The 17294-nt window shown below is 61.3% G+C and carries 18 protein-coding genes and 1 tRNA gene; 9 read left to right on the forward strand and 10 right to left on the reverse strand.

Annotated features, from left to right (window positions below):
- The first annotated feature begins 72 nt into the window (after window positions 1-72).
- The 5 genes from NKI88_RS08985 to NKI88_RS09005 all read left to right on the forward strand — a co-directional run bounded on the left by NKI88_RS08985 (window position 73) and on the right by NKI88_RS09005 (window position 3447).
- The gene (locus tag NKI88_RS08985) at window positions 73-864 is read left to right on the forward strand and encodes a DUF8605 domain-containing protein (protein WP_352654702.1); all 792 of its coding nucleotides are present in this window, start codon (window positions 73-75) and stop codon (window positions 862-864) included.
- Window positions 865-916: 52 nt separating this feature from the next.
- Window positions 917-1828: an alpha/beta fold hydrolase gene (locus NKI88_RS08990; RefSeq protein ID WP_352654811.1), complete on the forward strand. Its 912-nt coding sequence runs from the start codon at window positions 917-919 to the stop codon at window positions 1826-1828.
- A 44-nt stretch (window positions 1829-1872) separates the two neighbouring features.
- The gene (locus NKI88_RS08995; protein WP_352651866.1) at window positions 1873-2022 is read left to right on the forward strand and encodes a hypothetical protein; all 150 of its coding nucleotides are present in this window, start codon (window positions 1873-1875) and stop codon (window positions 2020-2022) included.
- The gene (locus tag NKI88_RS09000; RefSeq protein WP_023818886.1) at window positions 2019-2348 is read left to right on the forward strand and encodes a hypothetical protein; all 330 of its coding nucleotides are present in this window, start codon (window positions 2019-2021) and stop codon (window positions 2346-2348) included. Before NKI88_RS08995 ends, NKI88_RS09000 begins: the two co-directional genes overlap by 4 nt.
- Window positions 2349-2685: 337 nt before the next feature.
- Window positions 2686-3447 (forward strand): GNAT family N-acetyltransferase, encoded by a 762-nt coding sequence (locus NKI88_RS09005; RefSeq protein WP_352654704.1) that lies wholly within the window; start codon window positions 2686-2688, stop codon window positions 3445-3447.
- Window positions 3448-3470: 23 nt separating this feature from the next.
- Here the strand turns inward: NKI88_RS09005 and NKI88_RS09010 are convergent, their stop codons facing one another.
- From NKI88_RS09010 to NKI88_RS09040, 7 genes are all read right to left on the reverse strand, one after another.
- Window positions 3471-4280 (reverse strand): MBL fold metallo-hydrolase, encoded by an 810-nt coding sequence (locus NKI88_RS09010; protein ID WP_031193348.1) that lies wholly within the window; start codon window positions 4278-4280, stop codon window positions 3471-3473.
- Between the two features lie 3 nt (window positions 4281-4283).
- Window positions 4284-5072: a TatD family hydrolase gene (locus tag NKI88_RS09015; RefSeq protein ID WP_023714185.1), complete on the reverse strand. Its 789-nt coding sequence runs from the start codon at window positions 5070-5072 to the stop codon at window positions 4284-4286.
- The gene (gene metG, locus NKI88_RS09020; RefSeq protein ID WP_023714186.1) at window positions 5072-6622 is read right to left on the reverse strand and encodes a methionine--tRNA ligase; all 1551 of its coding nucleotides are present in this window, start codon (window positions 6620-6622) and stop codon (window positions 5072-5074) included. The genes NKI88_RS09015 and metG overlap by 1 nt, the downstream gene beginning before the upstream one ends.
- A 91-nt stretch (window positions 6623-6713) precedes the next feature.
- The gene (locus NKI88_RS09025) at window positions 6714-7769 is read right to left on the reverse strand and encodes a DNA polymerase III subunit delta' (RefSeq protein ID WP_023682538.1); all 1056 of its coding nucleotides are present in this window, start codon (window positions 7767-7769) and stop codon (window positions 6714-6716) included.
- Window positions 7766-8440: a dTMP kinase gene (gene tmk, locus NKI88_RS09030; RefSeq protein WP_023682537.1), complete on the reverse strand. Its 675-nt coding sequence runs from the start codon at window positions 8438-8440 to the stop codon at window positions 7766-7768. Before tmk ends, NKI88_RS09025 begins: the two co-directional genes overlap by 4 nt.
- A gap of 72 nt (window positions 8441-8512) precedes the next feature.
- A complete protein-coding gene (locus tag NKI88_RS09035) occupies window positions 8513-9679 on the reverse strand; it encodes a D-alanyl-D-alanine carboxypeptidase family protein (RefSeq protein WP_352654707.1) in 1167 nt (388 codons plus the stop codon).
- Between the two features lie 102 nt (window positions 9680-9781).
- Window positions 9782-10987, reverse strand: a complete 1206-nt coding sequence (locus tag NKI88_RS09040; protein WP_023701721.1) for a septal ring lytic transglycosylase RlpA family protein — start codon at window positions 10985-10987, stop codon at window positions 9782-9784.
- A 296-nt stretch (window positions 10988-11283) separates the two neighbouring features.
- Here NKI88_RS09040 and NKI88_RS09045 point away from each other — a divergent pair, with 296 nt between their 5' ends.
- From NKI88_RS09045 to NKI88_RS09055, 3 genes are all read left to right on the forward strand, one after another.
- Window positions 11284-11763: an MgtC/SapB family protein gene (locus NKI88_RS09045; RefSeq protein WP_027050850.1), complete on the forward strand. Its 480-nt coding sequence runs from the start codon at window positions 11284-11286 to the stop codon at window positions 11761-11763.
- A gap of 210 nt (window positions 11764-11973) precedes the next feature.
- Window positions 11974-12063: transfer RNA gene (locus tag NKI88_RS09050), tRNA-Ser, on the forward strand.
- A 181-nt stretch (window positions 12064-12244) separates the two neighbouring features.
- Window positions 12245-13480, forward strand: a complete 1236-nt coding sequence (locus tag NKI88_RS09055; RefSeq protein WP_352654710.1) for a tyrosine-type recombinase/integrase — start codon at window positions 12245-12247, stop codon at window positions 13478-13480.
- A gap of 92 nt (window positions 13481-13572) precedes the next feature.
- Here the strand turns inward: NKI88_RS09055 and NKI88_RS09060 are convergent, their stop codons facing one another.
- Window positions 13573-13800, reverse strand: a complete 228-nt coding sequence (locus NKI88_RS09060; RefSeq protein WP_352654712.1) for a hypothetical protein — start codon at window positions 13798-13800, stop codon at window positions 13573-13575.
- A 404-nt stretch (window positions 13801-14204) separates the two neighbouring features.
- On the opposite strand from NKI88_RS09060, the gene NKI88_RS09070 reads away from it, so the two are divergent.
- Complete coding sequence (locus tag NKI88_RS09070; protein WP_352654716.1) at window positions 14205-14498, forward strand: Y4lK-related protein; 294 nt, start codon at window positions 14205-14207, stop codon at window positions 14496-14498.
- A 520-nt stretch (window positions 14499-15018) separates the two neighbouring features.
- Here the strand turns inward: NKI88_RS09070 and NKI88_RS09080 are convergent.
- Both NKI88_RS09080 and NKI88_RS09085 read right to left on the reverse strand, forming a co-directional pair.
- Window positions 15019-15147, reverse strand: a complete 129-nt coding sequence (locus NKI88_RS09080; protein WP_352654718.1) for a hypothetical protein — start codon at window positions 15145-15147, stop codon at window positions 15019-15021.
- 168 nt (window positions 15148-15315) lie between these two features.
- On the reverse strand, window positions 15316-17292 hold the full coding sequence (locus NKI88_RS09085; protein ID WP_352654720.1) for a hypothetical protein: 1977 nt from the start codon (window positions 17290-17292) through the stop codon (window positions 15316-15318).
- Between the last annotated feature and the right edge of the window lie 2 nt (window positions 17293-17294).

Raw genomic sequence — 17294 nt, forward strand, 5'->3', positions numbered from 1 at the left:
CCCTGATGATCAGGAGTATGGCTCCAACGGATGTTCCGGACCGTTCGGGAGGGTCGGAGGATGCCTGGATGCTTGAAATTGGGCTTTGTGGCAGCGGCGCTGGCTGTGCTGATTGTCTTTCCGGTCGCTGCCGCCGACATCGACCGCGCCAGCCTCTACCGCGCGCAATCGGTGACCAGCGGCACTGGCGAGGAGAACCGGGCGTGGGGCCTGGCGCCGTGCCTTGAAGAGGTGCTGGTCAAGGTTTCCGGCGACCCGCGGCTGATCGGCGACCCGCGTGTTGCGGACATGAGCCGGCACGCGGCCGACTATGTCACTGGTGTCGGCTACCGCGACCTGCTCAACAACCGCCCGCCGCATGACGAGCAGGGCACCCACGACCGGCCGCATTACATCACCGCCGATTTCGACCCGGACAAGATCGATGCCTTGCTGGCGTCGCTCGGGCGCAAACCGTGGGCGGTGCCGCGGCCAAAAATCGTCGCACTGCTGGATGTAAGGCCGATGAAAGGCGACGGCTTCACGCTGGTGCGCGATGGCGGCGGCGAGCTTGCGGCGGATATGCGCGTTGCGCTGGCGGACGCGGCGCACCGGACCGGTTTGCCGCTGGAGTTGCCTCGGCCGTCCGACGTCGCGCTCGCCGACGTCGCCAACACGCTGGATGGGGACGCCCTGCTTGCCGGCACTTTGGTATGGCGCCAGGAAGCGCTGGGCTGGGTCGGCGACTGGCGGCTCAGCTTCAAGGATAAGGACTATCGCTGGCAGGTACGTGGCGTCAGTTTCGACGATGCGTTCCGCAACGCCACGCGCGGAACGCTGCAGATCCTGTCGGCGAATGGACAGCCGGAAGCCGTCACGCCCTGACTTCAAAGGAACCTTCTTGCCGGAGCACCGTAAACAAAGTGGCGGGCAAGCTTTGAGCAAGGAGGTAGAATTGCAACATCGCCGGATCGACATTGACGGAAACAGCATCTTCTATCGCGAAGACGGCCCGCCTGATGCTCCCGTCCTTCTCCTGCCGCACGGCTATCCGTGCTCGTCCTATCAATTCCGACGGTTGATGCCGGCACTTGCCGATCGCTGGCATACATTCGCGCCGGACTTTCCCGGCTTTGGCTATAGCGCCACGCCCGAAATGTTGGTTTTTGGCTATGATTTCGATGCCTATGCCGAGTTTCTGACAGCTTTCGCCGATGCGCTCGGCATGTCGCGCTATGCTCTCTGGCTGCACGATTATGGCTCGCAGATCGGACTGCGCCACGCCATCGCACATCCCGAGCGCATCGCGGCACTCATCATCCAGAACGGCGATATATACCAGGATGTTCTCGGGCCGAAATACGCTGGGATAAAAGCCTATTGGAAGGAAAAGACGCCCGAAAAGCACCGGCCGTTGGAAGAGGCGGTGAGCGAGGAGGGGTTCCGGCACGAGTTTGTCGGAGAGGTGGATTACGCTGTAGCCGAGCGCGTGCCTCCCGATCTTTGGAAACTCCACTGGCCTTTGATGGACACGCCGATCCGCCGGCGGCTCGCGGTCGGCCTGATGGAGAAGCTGGAGGCGAACCTCGGCTGGTTCCCGCGCTATCAGAGCTATCTGCGCGAGCACCAACCGCAGACGCTCATTGTCTGGGGCCCCGAGGATGGTTACATGCCGGCACAATCGGCGCATGCCTACCACCGCGATTTGCCGGAAGCAGAACTTCATCTCATCGGCGGCGCCGGCCACTGGCTGCTCGAAACCCATTTCGATGAGGCGCTTCCCCTGGTGCGCGATTTTCTGGCGCGCGTCCACAGTCAGGAAGCGAAAGGGACGGCCGGCCGGGCGTAGACCCCTCCGTTGCGGCCACCCGATCAATCTGCAACCATGGCGTCATGATGGAGAAGTCTGCCGCGCCCTGGCCTCTGCTGCAAATCGCGATCGAGCCGAAGTCGCGGGCCGATCAGGAGAAGCTGCTTGTCGCTTCGTCCAAGCTCGCGCCTGACGACCGCGACCCGTCCGCTGCCATGGCCATGGCCAGATGACGTCGCCAAGATTCTCCTCGCGGGCAGGGTTCCTTGTCGGCCTCGGCATCACGCCCGTCGCCTTTTTCCTGACGCTCTATTCGGCCGGAGCCGGGCATGGCGACTATGGGCTGGCGCGACTTCTCTATCCGGTCCCCATGCTGGCAACGCTGTTGACCAACACAACGATCACCGGCCTTTCCATCGGATTGGCTGCGCTGCAGTTTCCTGCCTATGGGGCATTTGTTGCGGGCGCCGGCGGCTCCAGATGGCTGGCCCTTGGCGTCTTCCATCTTGTTGCAATCGCAGCAGCCTTCAGCGGCCTCCTGGAAAGCTTTTCGGGATGACGCTCCTGTTCGTTATCCTGGTGCCAGCCCCGTCGAGCAGGAAGTCGAGGCCTTTGCGAAAGGCGCCATCCCTTGAGAAATGAAGACCACGCCAACTCATTTCGCCACTGCTTCGTCAACGTTCCTCCCGCCAAGCGATCAGAGCCGCCGGCCTGCATCTCAGTCAGCAGGGCGTATATTGGCACGCCCCTAATGGAAGCAGCAGCCACATATGAAAGTCGCATAAGATAGATTATGGAACTTGTGCATTAGACTGAAGCTGGAAATTGCTGCGATTTTCACGGGTTTGGCATGATCGACGCGTGTTGCCTTGAGCCGATGGCCAACGCTACGCTGTGTGACGACAGCAAAGCGTGACATCGAAGCGGCGATCGAAGTGTTCGTGCACGGCTTCAGTACCGATAAGAGCCGTTCCTTTCCCTACGAGGCCAGCCGCGTCGGACCCTTGTGGCTGATGCGCGATGCCAAGCGCAAGAATGCACGCGACTACCGTGGCGAAGAATGGATCGTCCATGACGTCGCCGCCGAGGAAGCCGATGCCATCGTGCGGCAGCATGCGCGGCCAAGCTTTGCCGTTTCGGTCGTGATCGCGAATGACGGCCCGGACGAACCGACGCGAACTGCCTACAAGGCGCTCGGCTACCGGCTGCTGCGGACGGAAGGCTTTTTCGTCCAGTCGCTGCGCCAAATTCCAGACCCGCCAGCAATCGTCTCTATCGAACGCGTGAGGACGGCTGAACGCGCTGCACAACTGGGAAAGGTCATACGCAGGCGGCCACTTCCAGACGATCAACTCGGCGACGATGCGCCGTTTCGCCAGTATGTGGCGCTCGATGGCGACGCCATCGTCGGGCGTGTGCGCAGCATAGACGCCGTCGGCGCCACATGGTGCTCGGCAATGTTTGTCGAGCCTTCGCAGCGGCGTCGAGGCATCGGCCAGGCGCTGATGGCCAAAATGCTGCATGACGACAAAGCGCATGGGTCGCGGTGCTCAATGCTGTTGGCGACGCGTGCCGGAGCGCTGCTTTATCCCCGCATGGGCTATGAGCGGATTGGAACGCTGCTGATCTTCGCGCCGAAGAACCGAACGTCCTTATAAAGATCTGCTCGTATCATGCTTTCTCATAAAGGAATTTCGATCACCATGCCGTCATAGGCCGGAGTGACGTTGGCCGGCACCTCGGCCTTCACCGTGGCATAGTCGAGCGGCACATGCATATGCGTCAGCACGGCCTGTTTCGGCGCCAGTTTTTCAATCCAGCCAAGCGCCTGACCGAGCGACAGATGACTGGGATGGGTATGGTACTGCAAGGCATCGATGACCAGCATTTCCAGGCCGCGCAGCCGCTCGGCGGTGGTATCCGGGAAGTCGCTTATATCGGGGCAGTAGGCCAGCCCGCCGATGCGGAAGCCGAGCGAAATGATGTCGCCATGGATCTGCGGCAGCGGCTCGAGGGTGAGGGCACCGCCCTCGCCTTCGATCGTCACCGCGCTTGCGTGATCGATGATGTGCGGCCTGACGATCGGCGGATAGGAACTGCCAAGCGGCGTCTCGAAGCAATAGCCGAACGCTTCGCGCAGCCTGAGCATGGTCGGCTGGTCGGCATGGACATCGATCAAATGGCGCTGCTCCAGCACGTAGCCGCGCAGATCGTCGATGCCGTGGATGTGGTCGGCGTGCGGATGCGTATAGACGACGGCGTCGATGCGCCGGACGGCCGCCATCAGCATCTGCTCACGGAAATCAGGCCCGGTGTCGATGACGACCGTGGTTCTGGCGCCGTTGGCTGCTATCCGCTCGACGAGCGCGGCTGAGCGTGTACGCCGATTTTTCGGATTGGCCGGGTCGCAATTGCCCCAATCGCCGGTGATGCGCGGCGTGCCAGGTGACGAGCCGCAGCCGAGGATGGTGAGGCGCAGCCGGTCGCTCATGCGTCAGAGCCCGGCGGGCCGCGGCATCTTGCCGAACAGCCGGAAGAAGTTCGCCGTCGTCAGCGTCGCGATCTCGGCTTCGCCAACGCCGACCGTCTCCGCCAGCACCTTGGCTGTATGCGCGACATAGGCCGGCTCGTTGCGTTTGCCGCGGAACGGCACCGGCGCCAGATACGGCGCGTCGGTCTCGACCAGCAGCCGGTCATGCGGCACATCGGCTGCGATGGCGCGTAAATCGGCGGAGTTCTTGAAGGTCAGTATGCCCGAGAAGGACACATAGCCACCAAGCGCCACGCCGACCTCTGCCAGCCGTCGCCCCGACGAAAAACAATGCAGGATGAAGGGGAAGGCGCCCTTCCCTGTTTCGTCTTCGAGGATGGCAGCCATGTCGTCATCGGCATCGCGCGAATGGATCACCAGCGGCAGCCCGGTCTCGCGCGCAGCTGCTATATGAGTGCGAAAACCCTGCGCCTGCGCATCGCGTGGCGCCTTGTAGTAAAAATAGTCGAGCCCGGCCTCGCCGATCGCCACCACCTTCGGGTGCGCGGACAGGCGCACAAGGTCCTCAGCCGTCACATCGAGCTCTTCGCCGGCATTGTGAGGATGGGTGCCGACCGAGCAATAGATTTCGTCGAAACTCTCGGCAATCTCAAGCACTTGCGCAAACCGCTTCACGCGTGTCGAGATGGTCACCATGTGACCTATACCGGCAGCCTTTGCGCGGGCGACGATGGCCGCCCGCTCCTCGGTGAAATCCGGAAAGTCGAGATGGCAATGGCTGTCGACGAGCATCAGGCGCTCGCCTCAGGGTTTTCGACATAACGCGGAAACACGCCCTCCGGCGCGGGCAGCGCCGTGCCGGGCACCAGCGCATAGTCGGCATGGACATGCGCGAAGTCACGCTTGTCCGCCGGCACCACCAGCAGATCGAGCAGCTTGCCGGCCGACCCCGGAATGTAGGGTTGGCACAGCAATGCCACGCGCCGCACCAGTTCGGCGGTCGTCCACAGCACCGTTTCCATACGCGCCGGATCGGTCTTCTTCAGCGCCCAGGGCGCCTGCGAGGCGAAGTAGCGATCCGCTTCCGCCACAACGCCGAAGATCGCCGCCAACGCGAGATGGATGCCCTGTTCCGCCATCGCCTGGCGCGCGGTACCCAGCGCTTCCACCGCCTGGTCGAGGATCGCGCTGTCGGCTTCGGTCAGCTCGCCGCGATGCGGCACCACGCCGCCGCAGTTCTTGGCGATCATCGACAGCGAGCGCTGCGCCAGATTGCCGAGACCGTTGGCGAGATCGGCATTTGTGCGGTTGACGATCGCGTCATGGCTGTAGCTGCCGTCCTGGCCGAATGGCACCTCACGCAAGAAGAAATAGCGCACCTGGTCGAGGCCGTAATGCCCGACCATGGTGAAGGGGTCTACGACATTGCCGACCGACTTCGACATTTTCTCGCCGCGGTTGAACAGGAAGCCATGCGCGAAGACGCGCTTCGGCAGTTCGATGCCGGCCGACATCAGGAAAGCCGGCCAGTAGACGGCATGGAAGCGAACGATGTCCTTGCCGATAATGTGCGTGGCCGGCCAGTAGCGCCATTGCTCTGCCTCGGTGTCGGGATAGCCGGCGGCGGTGATGTAGTTGGTCAAGGCATCGACCCAGACATACATCACATGCTTGTCGTCACCCGGCACCGGCACGCCCCAATTGAAGGTCGTGCGCGAGACCGAGATGTCCTTGAGGCCGGACCTGACGAAGCTCATCACCTCATTTCGGCGCTCGGCCGGACCGACGAAATCGGGCTGGCTTTCGTACAGCGCAAGCAATTTGTCCTGATAGGCGGAAAGCCTGAAGAAGTAGCTTTCCTCCTCATTCCATTCGACCGGCGAGCCAAGCGGCTCGCGGCGCACGCCGTCGTCGCCGAGCGTGGTTTCGCTCTCTTCGAAATAGGCTTCCTGGCGGACCGAATACCAGCCACTGTAGCGGTCGAGATAGATGTCGCCATTGGCCGCCATCGCCTTCCAGATCGCCTGGCACGACTCGTAGTGGCGTGGTTCCGTCGTGCGGATGTAATCATCATTCGAGCCGCCCAGGACCTCTGTCATCGAACGGAAGATCGCCGAGTTGCGGTCGGCAAGCGCGAGTGGCGTTATGCCTTCCTTCTCGGCCGTCTGCTGCATCTTGAGGCCGTGTTCGTCGGTGCCGGTGAGGAAGAGCACGTCCTTGCCGTCCAGGCGCTGGAAGCGGGCCAGCGCGTCGGTCGCAATGACCGTATAGGCGTGGCCGATATGCGGCTTGCCGTTCGGATAGAAAATCGGTGTTGTGATGTAGAATGTGTCGCGTGACATGAATGAACCGTCATGAATGTCCGAATTGAGTGTGAGCGGTGGATATCGCATCGAGACGGCGATTGCCATCCCGACCCGAGGCCGGATCCGGTCACATTCGCATTGCGGAATTCAGGCGGTCGATCATGGTCAAGGCGTGCTGCTTCTTGTCGAGATTGTAGGTATCGGTCTCAGATATAGCGTTCAGCGCCTCGTGCCAAGTGTCGGACAGCGTTTTCGCCCGCGCGAGATCCCCGGCCAGCGCGGCCTCGCTGGCGCCGATGGAGAGCAGATCGAGCGCGCGGCGGTTGAAGATGTCGAACTGGATCGCCTGGTCGCGGCCGGCGACGGCCTCGGCAAGGCGATAGGCGCCGGCGATGTCGCTCTTGCCCGACGTGACCAGGGCGTCGAGCGTGCCGGCAATCTCCAGCCCGCCATATTGGGTCAGAAGGATCGCATTGCGGGCGCTGCCCCCTGCCCGTTCCGCCAGTGCCGCGCGCGCGGCAGGATCGGAAGGTGGCGGCGGCTCGACGGTCTCCAGAACACTCATCAGGCTGCCGGCATCGAGCGGCGTCAGCCGCACCATCTGGCAGCGCGAACGGATGGTCGGCAAAAGGCTGCCCGGCGCATGCACGATGAGGATGAACAGCGTGCGGCTCGGCGGCTCCTCGAGGTTCTTCAGCAAGGCATTGGCGGCGTTGGTGTTCATGTCGTCGGCCGGATCGACGATCACCACCCGGTAGCTGCCGTCATGCGAGGTCAGCGACAGGAAGCGGTTGACCTTGCGGATCTCGTCGACGGTGACGACGGTCTTGAAACTCTTGGTCTTGTCGTTCAGCGGCCGGGTCAGGTGCAGCACGCCGGGATGCGCCCCGGTGGCGATCTGGCGAAACAGCGGTGAGGCCGGATCGGGAACGGCAAACACATCCGGCGCCTGGTCGAAGGCCGGATGCTTCAACAGATGGTGCGCCAGGTGAAAGGCAAGCGTCGCCTTGCCGATGCCGACCGGCCCGGCAAAGATCAACGCATGCGGCAGTTTTCCCGAGCGATAGGCGGCAGCGAGCATCGCGGCCGCCTGCTCATGGCCGACCAGGCGCAGCGTCTCGGACGGCTCCGGTACACCGTCCAGTGTGTCGTGCTGCTCGGGAGCGATGCGTTCGAAGATCATGCGGGCGCCGCCTGTCGGTTGCGCGCGGGCGCCCTCGCCTCAAGTGCGGCGAACACCACCGCGGTGATGACATCCTCCACCGCAGCGGGAGGCGCCGACGCGTCGATCACGATGCAGCGGTGCGGCTCGGCGGCTGCGATCGCCAGGAAGGCGTCACGGCGGCGCTGGTGGATGTCCAGCGTCTCCTTTTCGAAGCGGTCCGGACCGTCCTCGGCGCCACGCCGCGCGGCGGCGCGCCGCAAGCCGTCGGCGGGGTCAATGTCAAGGATCAGCGTCATGTCCGGCATCATGCCGTTGATGGCGACCTCCTCCAGAGCTTCCATGAAAGCCGGATCGAGGCCGCCGGTGACGCCCTGATAGACGCGCGACGAATCCAGGAAACGGTCGCACAGCACGATGGAGCCGCGCTCCACCGCCGGCCGGATGACCTGCTCGACATGGTCGGAGCGCGCGGCGGCAAACAGCAGCGCCTCCATCTTCGGCCCGAAAGGCTCGGCGGCGCCGGACAGGAGCACGTGCCTGACCGCCTCGGCGCCGGGTGACCCCCCGGGTTCGCGGGTGAGGAGGACATCGTATTTCTTGGCGCGCATCTTCTGGGCCAGCCGCTCGATCTGCGTCGACTTGCCGGCGCCCTCGCCGCCTTCGAAGGTGATGAAAAATCCGCTTGCCAATCGAAAGGCCTTTGTCCTGCTTTGCGCTGGTGTCTTAGTCCGCGCCCGAGAAAAGGTCCACGCCGCAGGAACTCAACGCAGCCAGCCTACGGCCAGTTCCCTGGCGGCATCAAACGCTCGTTGCGGCAGTGTGCCGACGCCGACCGATTCGGCGGCGAAAAGCGGCGTTTCCTGGCTCAGCGTATCGCCGATCCAGACGCGCAGCGCGCCGACGGGTTGCCCCTCCTCCACCGGCGCCGATACCGGCCCCTGATAGACGATCCTGGCGGTCAGCTTGTCGCGGTTGGCGATCGGCAGCAGGACGTCGATCGGCGCCTTTGCCTTCAGCGCTACGCTGGATTTGGCGCCGCCGAACACCTGGGCCTCGCCGACGACTTCGTTGCCAGCGAAAATCTCAGTCTTCTCGAAGGAGCGGACGCCCCATTCGAGCAGCTTGCGAGCTTCCTCGGCGCGCTCGCGATCATTGGCCAATCCGCTCATCGCCGCGAACACCCTGGTTCCGTCATGGCTGACCGAGCCGACAATGCCGAAACCGCCCGCCTCGCTCGACCCGACCGCCAGCCCATCGGCGCCGATGCCCATGGCCAGCAACGGGTTGCGGTTCTTTTGCGAGATCTTGTTCCAGGTGAAATCGGCCCGGCCGTAATAGAGATAGAGATCCGGATATTCGCGCCATATATGCAGGCCAAGCTGCGCCAGTTCGCGCACTGTCGTCTGCTGGCCGTCGGCCGGCAGGCCGGTGGAATTGACAAATGTCGATTTCGGCAGCCCGATCTGGCGCGCGCGATCGTTCATCTGAGCGGCGAAATTCTCTTCCGAGCCGGCCATGCCTTCGGCCAGCACCATGCAGCCGTCATTGGCGGCCTGTATGGTGACCCCCTGGATCAGGTCCTCGACCCGGACCGCCGATTTAAGCTTGGCGAACATGGTCGACGTTCCCGACGGGGCGCCGCCCTTGCGCCAGGCATTCTCCGAGACCACGAAGGTGTCGTCGAGGCTCATGCGCTTCGACTTGATGGCGTTGAAGACCATCTCCATCGTCATCAGCTTGGCCATCGAGGCCGGCGGGATCGGTTGGTCGGCATCCTTGGAAAACAGCACCGTGCCGGTTTCGGCATCGATCATGAAAGCCTGCGTCGCCTTGGTCTCGAAAAGCTGCGCGTTGGCCGGAACCAGCGCGGCAAGCAAGAAGCCAAGGCCAAAAAGCCCGGCAAAAGGGTGGAAAAGGCGAAATCGCATGAAGAGGCTCGACTGTTAGCCGGCAGAAACTTGCCGCAACGCTATCAGGCTTCTTCCCGGCGGATCAACCGCGCAATGACAAAACCGGCGTGCCTTTGTTGGTCAGTTGCGCACAGCCAGCGCGTCCGGCGCGCCATGCGACCATGCCGCGCGCAAGAGGTCGTCGACATTGCCATGGCCATCCGGATAGAGATTGACCGCGTACCAGTCATTGCCGTCGAGTTCGGTGCTCTGGATTTCGGTCCTGCCGAACGGTTCGAGAGCCGCAGCCACCCGCTTTGCCTCGGCAGCATCGTCGAAGGATCCGGCGGCGACATAGTCGGAAACGGCAGGCGATGCCTGCGGGTTGGATTTCTTCCACGATTGCAGGATGTCGGCTGGCGACATGCCCTGGTCGTCAAGCGCTGCAAAGACGTCGGCGCGCTGTACGCGCTCATCCGCATAGGAGAGCGAAGCCACGGCAAAGGGCGATTCCGGGCGCTGAGGCACGATCGGCCCGAATTCAGGCAGAGTCACATCGCTTGAGGCCGGTGCCTGCATCGACATCACTGGCTGTGTGTCGGAATTCGTCAACTGACCAGGAAACGGCACTACGGCAGGGGGTGCGCCAACAGATAGGCTCGGCGAAGGTCCGTTCATCGCCACCATGACGCCGGTCGGCAAGCCATCGGACGGGTCCGGGCGGTTGCCCGGGCGGTAGGAGGCGACCAGATATTGGTCGTCGTCGCCGTCGAGCGGTGCGCGGCCAATATATTCCACCTTGACCCTGGCCGTGCCGACCTTGGCATAGTCGAGCATTTGCGCGGCGCGTTCCGAGACATCGATGATGCGTCCCTCGTGATAGGGGCCGCGGTCGTTGACGCGCACGATGACCGAGCTTCCGGTCTCGGTGTTGGTGACACGGGCGTAGCTTGGCAGCGGCATGGTCGGATGCGCCGCCGTCAGATGGGTCATGTCGTAGACTTCGCCATTGGCTGTGAGACGACCGTGGAAGGCATCGCCATACCAGGAGGCGAGACCGACCTTGGCGTAGCGCTTGTCTTCCTTGGGGTAATACCACTTGCCGCGCACCTGATAGGGCTTGCCCAACTGGTCGCGGCCGCCGCCGCGCCGCATGTACTGAACGCGCGGGCTGGCCTTCACACCGTATTCGGTCTCGGCAAAATATTCCTTCGAGCGAGGCTTCTTGTAGACCATGGCTTTCGGCTCGGACTGCGGCGACGCGCACGCGGCCAGCAACGCAGCCGAAAGAGCGCACAACACCAAAGCAGGAGCGCGACGAAGACGCCGATGCGTCGTGGTCTGCATGTTTTCCGATGTCCCCCTACCGTCTCGACACAGGCGCCGCTTCTAGAATTTCGGCGGAGCCAGATGAGCAATGCCTGCGACGCGCCAATCCCCATCCCTTGTGCGCAGGAATTGTTTATCAGCGTATTAATCGATTGTGTCCGGAACCGGGCAGGAATGTGGCGGCCAGGTCCCGGGCTGGCCGGGCGCCTGTGAGGAGGCATCCGAGACCTCTGTCCTTTGGAGTCTGGAAGTGAACCTGTGGCATGAAGCGCGGCTGCCTGGAACCGACCGACCCGAGATACGTTCTGCGCCTCATGGATGAATTCATTGAACGTTTCGGGCAACAGACGTGGCTGCCCTTTTCCGTAATTTCAGCCAGGCTTTTGCTCGCGGCCGTCCTTGGCTCCATCGTTGGGATCGAACGCGAATGGCGTAACCGACCGGCCGGATTGAGGACACACATCCTGGTCTGTGTTGCGACGGCTCTAATTGCCATCCTCACGATCGAGATTACTCATCTTCACGTCTTCGATGGTCAGGAAATCGCCATTGATCCTATCCGCTTGATCGAAGCCACGACTGCCGGCGTGGCATTTCTGGCCGCGGGCTTGATCTTCTTCTCCAAGGGCGAGGTTCAAGGGCTTACCACTGGGGCGGGCATGTGGCTGGCAGGCGCCATAGGCCTGGCGGTTGGGCTCGGGTTCTGGCAGATCGCGGCTTTGGCTACCTTGCTCGCACTTGTCGTGCTGGGTCTTCTGCAACTTGTGCAGGTCGGCAGCAAGGATCGCAATTAGATCCCGGCTCCTTCGAAAACGGGTTCGCAGCTCCGTTCGGGTAACGAACGCCACCCCCTATTATCCATGGCAGCGCCGATGGTTGACTTGGCGATGGGCAACGCTCTAGAGAAATGAACCGCAAGCTGGTCCGGAAGGATAGGTATCATTCGATACCAACTGTCGTTCACTGGGTCGGTTGATGTTCCTAGATGATTGAAAAGTCACGTTGGAGGGATGGCCGAGCGGTTTAAGGCACCGGTCTTGAAAACCGGCGTGGGTGCAAGCCCACCGTGGGTTCGAATCCCACTCCCTCCGCCATATTCCTTTGCAACCATTAACGAGAATTGCCAAAAGATACATAAAATCAATCAGATAACGTCGATTCCTTTCACTTCCCTTACCCATTCTTCCCCATTGTACCCTAGTTATACCCGGTTGAAATCGGGGTATAAAACCGGGTATGATTTCGGTCTACCGGGTATTTTGGGGAATCGAAGGAATGCTTACCGACATCGCAATCAAGAAAGCCAAGGCGGCCGATAAGCCTTACAAGATGACGGACGGGGGCGGCCTGCACCTCTTCGTCAGTACGGCGGGCGGTAAGCTGTGGCGGTTTCGTTACGAGATCGGCGGGAAGGAAAAGCTTCTTTCTATCGGCTCATACCCCGACGTTTCGCTCTGGAATGCGCGTGCGGCGCGTGACGAGGCTAAGGCCACAATCCGCGCCGGCAAAGATCCTGGCATTACCAAAAAACTGCGCAAACTCTCACACGTCACAAGCACAGCCAACACATTCGAGGCCATCGGTCGCGAGTGGTATGAACTGCAAAAGCCGCAATGGGCGGAGCGGCACGCGCACGACGTGCTGGTTAGCCTTGAGCGTGACGTGTTCCCGACCTTTGGCAACGTTCCGATAAAGGACATAACGGCGCAAGAAGTGCTTGCCCTGCTGCGCATCATAGAGAAGCGGGACGCGAAAGAAACGGCTCGCCGTGTCCGCCAACGGATGAGCGCGATCTTTGTCTATGCCGTCGCTTCCGGTCGCAGCGAAAACGACCCGGCCGCAATCGTTAAAGGCGCAATGGCGCCGATGAAGAAGGGAAAGCAGCCGGCAATCATTGACTTGGATAAAGCCCGCGAAATGCTCGCCAAAGCGGAAGCTGAGCCGGCGCATCCTGTGACGAAGCTGGCGCTCCGCATCCTTGCGTTGACAGCCATCAGACCTGGGACGCTGGCGACCACGCCTTGGGCGGAGTGGCCCGCTGGGTTCGACCTTTGGCAAGTTCCGGCAGAGCGCATGAAGATGCGGCTGCATCACAAGGACGACGAGGCGCGCGACCATCTTGTGCCGCTATCCAAGCAGGCTGTCGAGGCGATAGAGGCATTGCGCACGATATCCGGTCGCGGTCCGCTCGCGTTCCCTAATACACGGCACGCGCACAAGCCGATGAGCGAGAATGCTATCGGCTATCTGCTCAATCGGGCCGGGTATCACCACAAGCACGTTCCGCACGGCTGGCGAGCAACGTTCTCGTCTGTGATGAACGAGCGGTTCCGGGTGGACAAGCCCGTGATCGACCTAATGTTGGCGCATGTTCCGAAAGACAAGGTGGAAGGCGCTTACAACCGCGCGCTGCATCTAGATCGGCGGCGGGAACTTGCCCAGCTATGGGCCGACCTCATTCTTGATGGCGCGCAGCCAGCCTCGGCGCTAGTGATGGGGCCGCGCAGGTAAACAAACCCCACGGAAGCGCGCAACAAAAAACCCCGCACAAGGCGGGGCTTTTCGTTCGCGATAGCGTGGAGCGTCATGCGGCCAGCAACATATTAGCGGCGATGAAACTCCTCGTCGGCCGTCAGGACCGCAGGAACGAGCCGGCTGCCGTGGACGATGGCAAATGCTGCTTCGTCATCATAGATGCGCTCCACAACGTAGAGGCCTCGACCGCATGGGCCGGCTAGGACGTGTCCGATCCATTCTCCGTCGCTCACACACTGCCGAAGGGCAAAGTGTGGCACGCTCGCCGCTTCCACGTTAACTGTCATCGCATTCATTGCCCGGCTCCTCGTTGATTCATAGTGGCGTTTTCGCTACTATGTAAACAATACAACTGGAAATCGCCACGTCAAGGCGTTTTCGCTACGGAGAAGCGATTATGTCGCCAGCACAATGCAGAATGGCCAGGGCCGCACTCCTGCTTGGGGTCAGAGAGGTGTCGAGATTGGCCGATGTGTCGACAAACACAATAACCCGGTTTGAGAAAGGCGAGGAGCTTAAGCCTCGTACAATTGCCGCCATTCGCGCGGCCCTCGAGGCGGCCGGCGTGGAGTTCATTAACGGCACGGGCGTGAAGCTGCGGACGTAGATCGGGCCAGACAACCTGTGCAACTCCACAGGTTGCTATGGAGCGCGGAGCTCTGGCAGTTTTCCAACCAAACGCCAGCAAGGAGACGTACAAATGGCCCGCACGCAACGGCTGATGAATGCCAGTGAGATCCCTGCTTTCGTCGACCGGGTGATCAAGGCCGGCTGCGATATCTGCGCTATCGGGGATGACATGTACGTCCTCGGCGAATTCGAGGAGCAGGACGCAGCAGAGGAAGAGCTCGAGCGAATCGGGGAAGAGTTCGGAGATCGTGATTTTTTGCTGCTTGAGATCGTAGCGTATCTGAAATCGATCGGCCGCCATATCGATCCCAAATCGCCCATGGATACCTGGTACGGCAACGAAGTAAATCGCAGGCCGCACTAGATGCGCCGTATTAGCTGCGGCTTGAGTTGCTTACCCGTTTTGTGGCCTTACCAAATTGGTATTTGGTAATGAGATCAATGGCTTGACTCCCTAGAAGAGCCATGTATTCCATCGCGGCATGGATGACAAAGTCTACACGCTAACAGAAGCTGCGGAACGCCTTCGGCTAACCAACCGCGGCGTTGCGAAAATAGCGCGACGGCATGGCTTGTGCATGGTGACCGGTAGGAAACTCCTGTTCACCGAACGCGATATAGAGGCCATCTTAGACACGATGCGGGCCGCGCCGGCAGAGCCGCGGCGGGGCACAAGATGGCAGAGCCATTCCGATTATCAAACGTCCAAGCATCTGATGGAACTGACCCGCAAAAAGAAACTGCGGACGTAAAAAGCGCGCCTCAGCGACTACGCCAGGACGCGCTCCGAACTCGAAGCGTCAAGTTCCGGCTTTCCAAAACCAACCTGCCCGATCCGGCAGGCCGCCTAAAAAATAGGTCGGCCTACCGGCGGCGACAAGGCTTTAAATCTCGGCCGCAGCCACAAAGAAGGCATCCACTTCCCCTTCGCTAAGTCCGAGCGCCGCAAAACCGGCCGCCATCATTGGCTCAGTTCGAACGAACGATCCGCTGTATTCATAGGCGATCTGCACCGCTCGACTCTGAGGGGCAACGAGGCATCACTTTCAATGCTTGCGATAGGAACCGCTAGGCCGCGATACGTGAACAAGCCTCCCGGCAAGTGGGACCACAGAGTCCCGTTCCTGTCACGGCTACGGAGTGTTTCTGCACCGCAACGGTGCCATCGTGGTAGATAGCCATTAAGTCATTCCCCTCTGCTTGGCTTCCCGCAGCGCTTTGACGACGTTCATGGTGAAGTCTTTTTGGTACGCTTTCAGCGCTGCCGTAACCTCATCGCCTGCGCCCTTTTGGGCGTTCGGCATGTTGATCGTTGGATTGAAGCTGACGCTTACCGCCTGGTCGCGGCCGCCGCCTACGGCCTGTATCGAGGGCACGCGCGGTATCACCTGCGAACCGCGGGGCAGGTTCAGAAGCTCTGGACCCTTTTCGCCAACGATCGCCAAGCCGCCCGGGTGGTTGTTCGTGCCGTTCGCATAGCCGGGAATGCCAAGCATCTGGGCGAATCCGCCCGGCGTCGGATTGAAAGATGACCCGCCGCCACCGGTAAACATGCCCAAGATGCTACCAAGGATACCACCACCGCCGCCGGCGTTGCTGGCCTGCATAATGGCGTCGATCAGATCGTTCTCGATCTTGTCGATGATCTTGTCGAGTGCGCTCTCAGCGATGTTGGCAAAGTCCTGCCAGTCCAACTTACCGTCGTCCAACGCGCCGCGGAGATCATCAAAGACACCCTTCAGCACATCGCGCTGCAGGGCTTGCATTCCCTGCGCCTTGCGCAGTTCCTCAGCCTGCTTTGCATAGGCATCCGAGACCGAATTAATAGCGGCAACCTGGGCAGGCGAAAGCTGCACGTTCTGCCAGTCGGCATCGCCCTTTTTGCGAGCCTCCTCGCGAACCTGCTTGAGCGCGGTTTGCTCGAGATCGAGTGCAACCCTGCGTTTGGTCTGCGCCTCGAATGACAGACCGAGCGTTGCGATTTCTTCGTTCAGCGCCGCAGTGTGATCTCGGACCGTCTGGAGATCCTCCGCAAATCGATCGTTGGCGGTTTTAGGCGTAAACTTGGATCCGGAGCTTTTCGCGCCGCCGCCTCCGCTAGGCGGAATGATCGTGGCCTTGCGGCTGGCATCGCCGTAACGGGCCTTCAGTTGTGCAACCAATGCGTCATCCGCCTTGGTAACCTCGCCGCCGAATGCCTGCGCAATGCGAACGTCTACCGCTCCGGGCTTGTCACCTTTGCCCAAACCCGTAAGCACGTCTCCGGGCTTACCAACGAGCGACCCGACAAGAGCGCCGCCAAGCGCTGCGTTTTTCCGCTGTTCGTGTTCCAAAAATATTTTATTGAGGCCATCCATGCCCTCGATGGCGGTGAGGATTGCCGACTGCGAACTGACCGCGAAGCGGTGCCATGCGGCGTCCCAACGGTCGCCCATCTCCTCGGCCCGCCGCAGCAATTGCTCATCTATGGCACCGCCAGCCTCGTCGGCGGCCTTTTTCATGTTGACGATGCCCTGCGCGCCATCGTTGAGACCGACCAGCATGGCAGCGCCACCCTTGCCGAAAGCCTCGGTGACCAAGAGCATTTTTTCTTGCTCGGACGCCGCGTTCTTGATCAAGTCCGCATAGTCAGCGAGCAATTGCTCGGACGTTTTGATATGGCCGTTCTGGTCGCGGATCGCGATTCCGTTGGCCTTCAGGATTTCAGCCAGGTGGCCGCCGCTTGTCGCGGCTTCGCCGATATTCTTCGAGAATTTATCCATTGCGGATTCAAATTCAGAGGCCTCGACGCCGGCCTGCGAGAAGCCGAATGTAAGCTGCTGTAGCGCCGTAGTCGTCAATCCGACGCGGTCGGCGGTGTCCACCAGGTGCGACGCGTTGTCGATCGCCTTCAGCGCCTGTTCCACCAGCGCAATAGGCCCCAGTGCAGCGATAGCACCCGCGCCAATTCCCTTGAAAAAATCGAGATAGTTACCCTTGATCCCGCTACCGATGCCGGCAAACGAAGCGTTTAGTCGCTCCGTCAGTTTCTTGCCGCGGTTTTCGATGTCGTTAAACCGGTCGTTTACGACCTTTTTCGCTTTCTCCATCGCCTTCTCAAGCTTGTCCACCCGGGCGATGACGTCGACGGCGAGCGTCTTTGATTGGTCGTTGGCCACGC

Origin of the sequence: Mesorhizobium sp. M0317, assembly GCF_040321555.1 — a bacterium.
In the GTDB taxonomy this organism is placed as follows: Bacteria; Pseudomonadota; Alphaproteobacteria; order Rhizobiales; family Rhizobiaceae; genus Mesorhizobium.

What these genes read in the sequence shown, in the direction of transcription:
- NKI88_RS08995 (WP_352651866.1), top strand. Translation starts at nt 1,873, where the DNA reads ATGATGGAGAAGTCTGCCGCGCCCTGGCCTCTGCTGCAAATCGCGATC.
- NKI88_RS09000 (WP_023818886.1), top strand. Translation starts at nt 2,019, where the DNA reads ATGACGTCGCCAAGATTCTCCTCGCGGGCAGGGTTCCTTGTCGGCCTC.
- NKI88_RS09010 (WP_031193348.1), bottom strand. Translation starts at nt 4,280, where the DNA reads ATGAGCGACCGGCTGCGCCTCACCATCCTCGGCTGCGGCTCGTCACCT.
- NKI88_RS09015 (WP_023714185.1), bottom strand. Translation starts at nt 5,072, where the DNA reads ATGCTCGTCGACAGCCATTGCCATCTCGACTTTCCGGATTTCACCGAG.
- metG (WP_023714186.1), bottom strand. Translation starts at nt 6,622, where the DNA reads ATGTCACGCGACACATTCTACATCACAACACCGATTTTCTATCCGAAC.
- NKI88_RS09025 (WP_023682538.1), bottom strand. Translation starts at nt 7,769, where the DNA reads ATGATCTTCGAACGCATCGCTCCCGAGCAGCACGACACACTGGACGGT.
- NKI88_RS09035 (WP_352654707.1), bottom strand. Translation starts at nt 9,679, where the DNA reads ATGCGATTTCGCCTTTTCCACCCTTTTGCCGGGCTTTTTGGCCTTGGC.
- NKI88_RS09040 (WP_023701721.1), bottom strand. Translation starts at nt 10,987, where the DNA reads ATGCAGACCACGACGCATCGGCGTCTTCGTCGCGCTCCTGCTTTGGTG.
- NKI88_RS09045 (WP_027050850.1), top strand. Translation starts at nt 11,284, where the DNA reads ATGGATGAATTCATTGAACGTTTCGGGCAACAGACGTGGCTGCCCTTT.
- NKI88_RS09055 (WP_352654710.1), top strand. Translation starts at nt 12,245, where the DNA reads ATGCTTACCGACATCGCAATCAAGAAAGCCAAGGCGGCCGATAAGCCT.
- NKI88_RS09060 (WP_352654712.1), bottom strand. Translation starts at nt 13,800, where the DNA reads ATGAATGCGATGACAGTTAACGTGGAAGCGGCGAGCGTGCCACACTTT.
- NKI88_RS09070 (WP_352654716.1), top strand. Translation starts at nt 14,205, where the DNA reads ATGGCCCGCACGCAACGGCTGATGAATGCCAGTGAGATCCCTGCTTTC.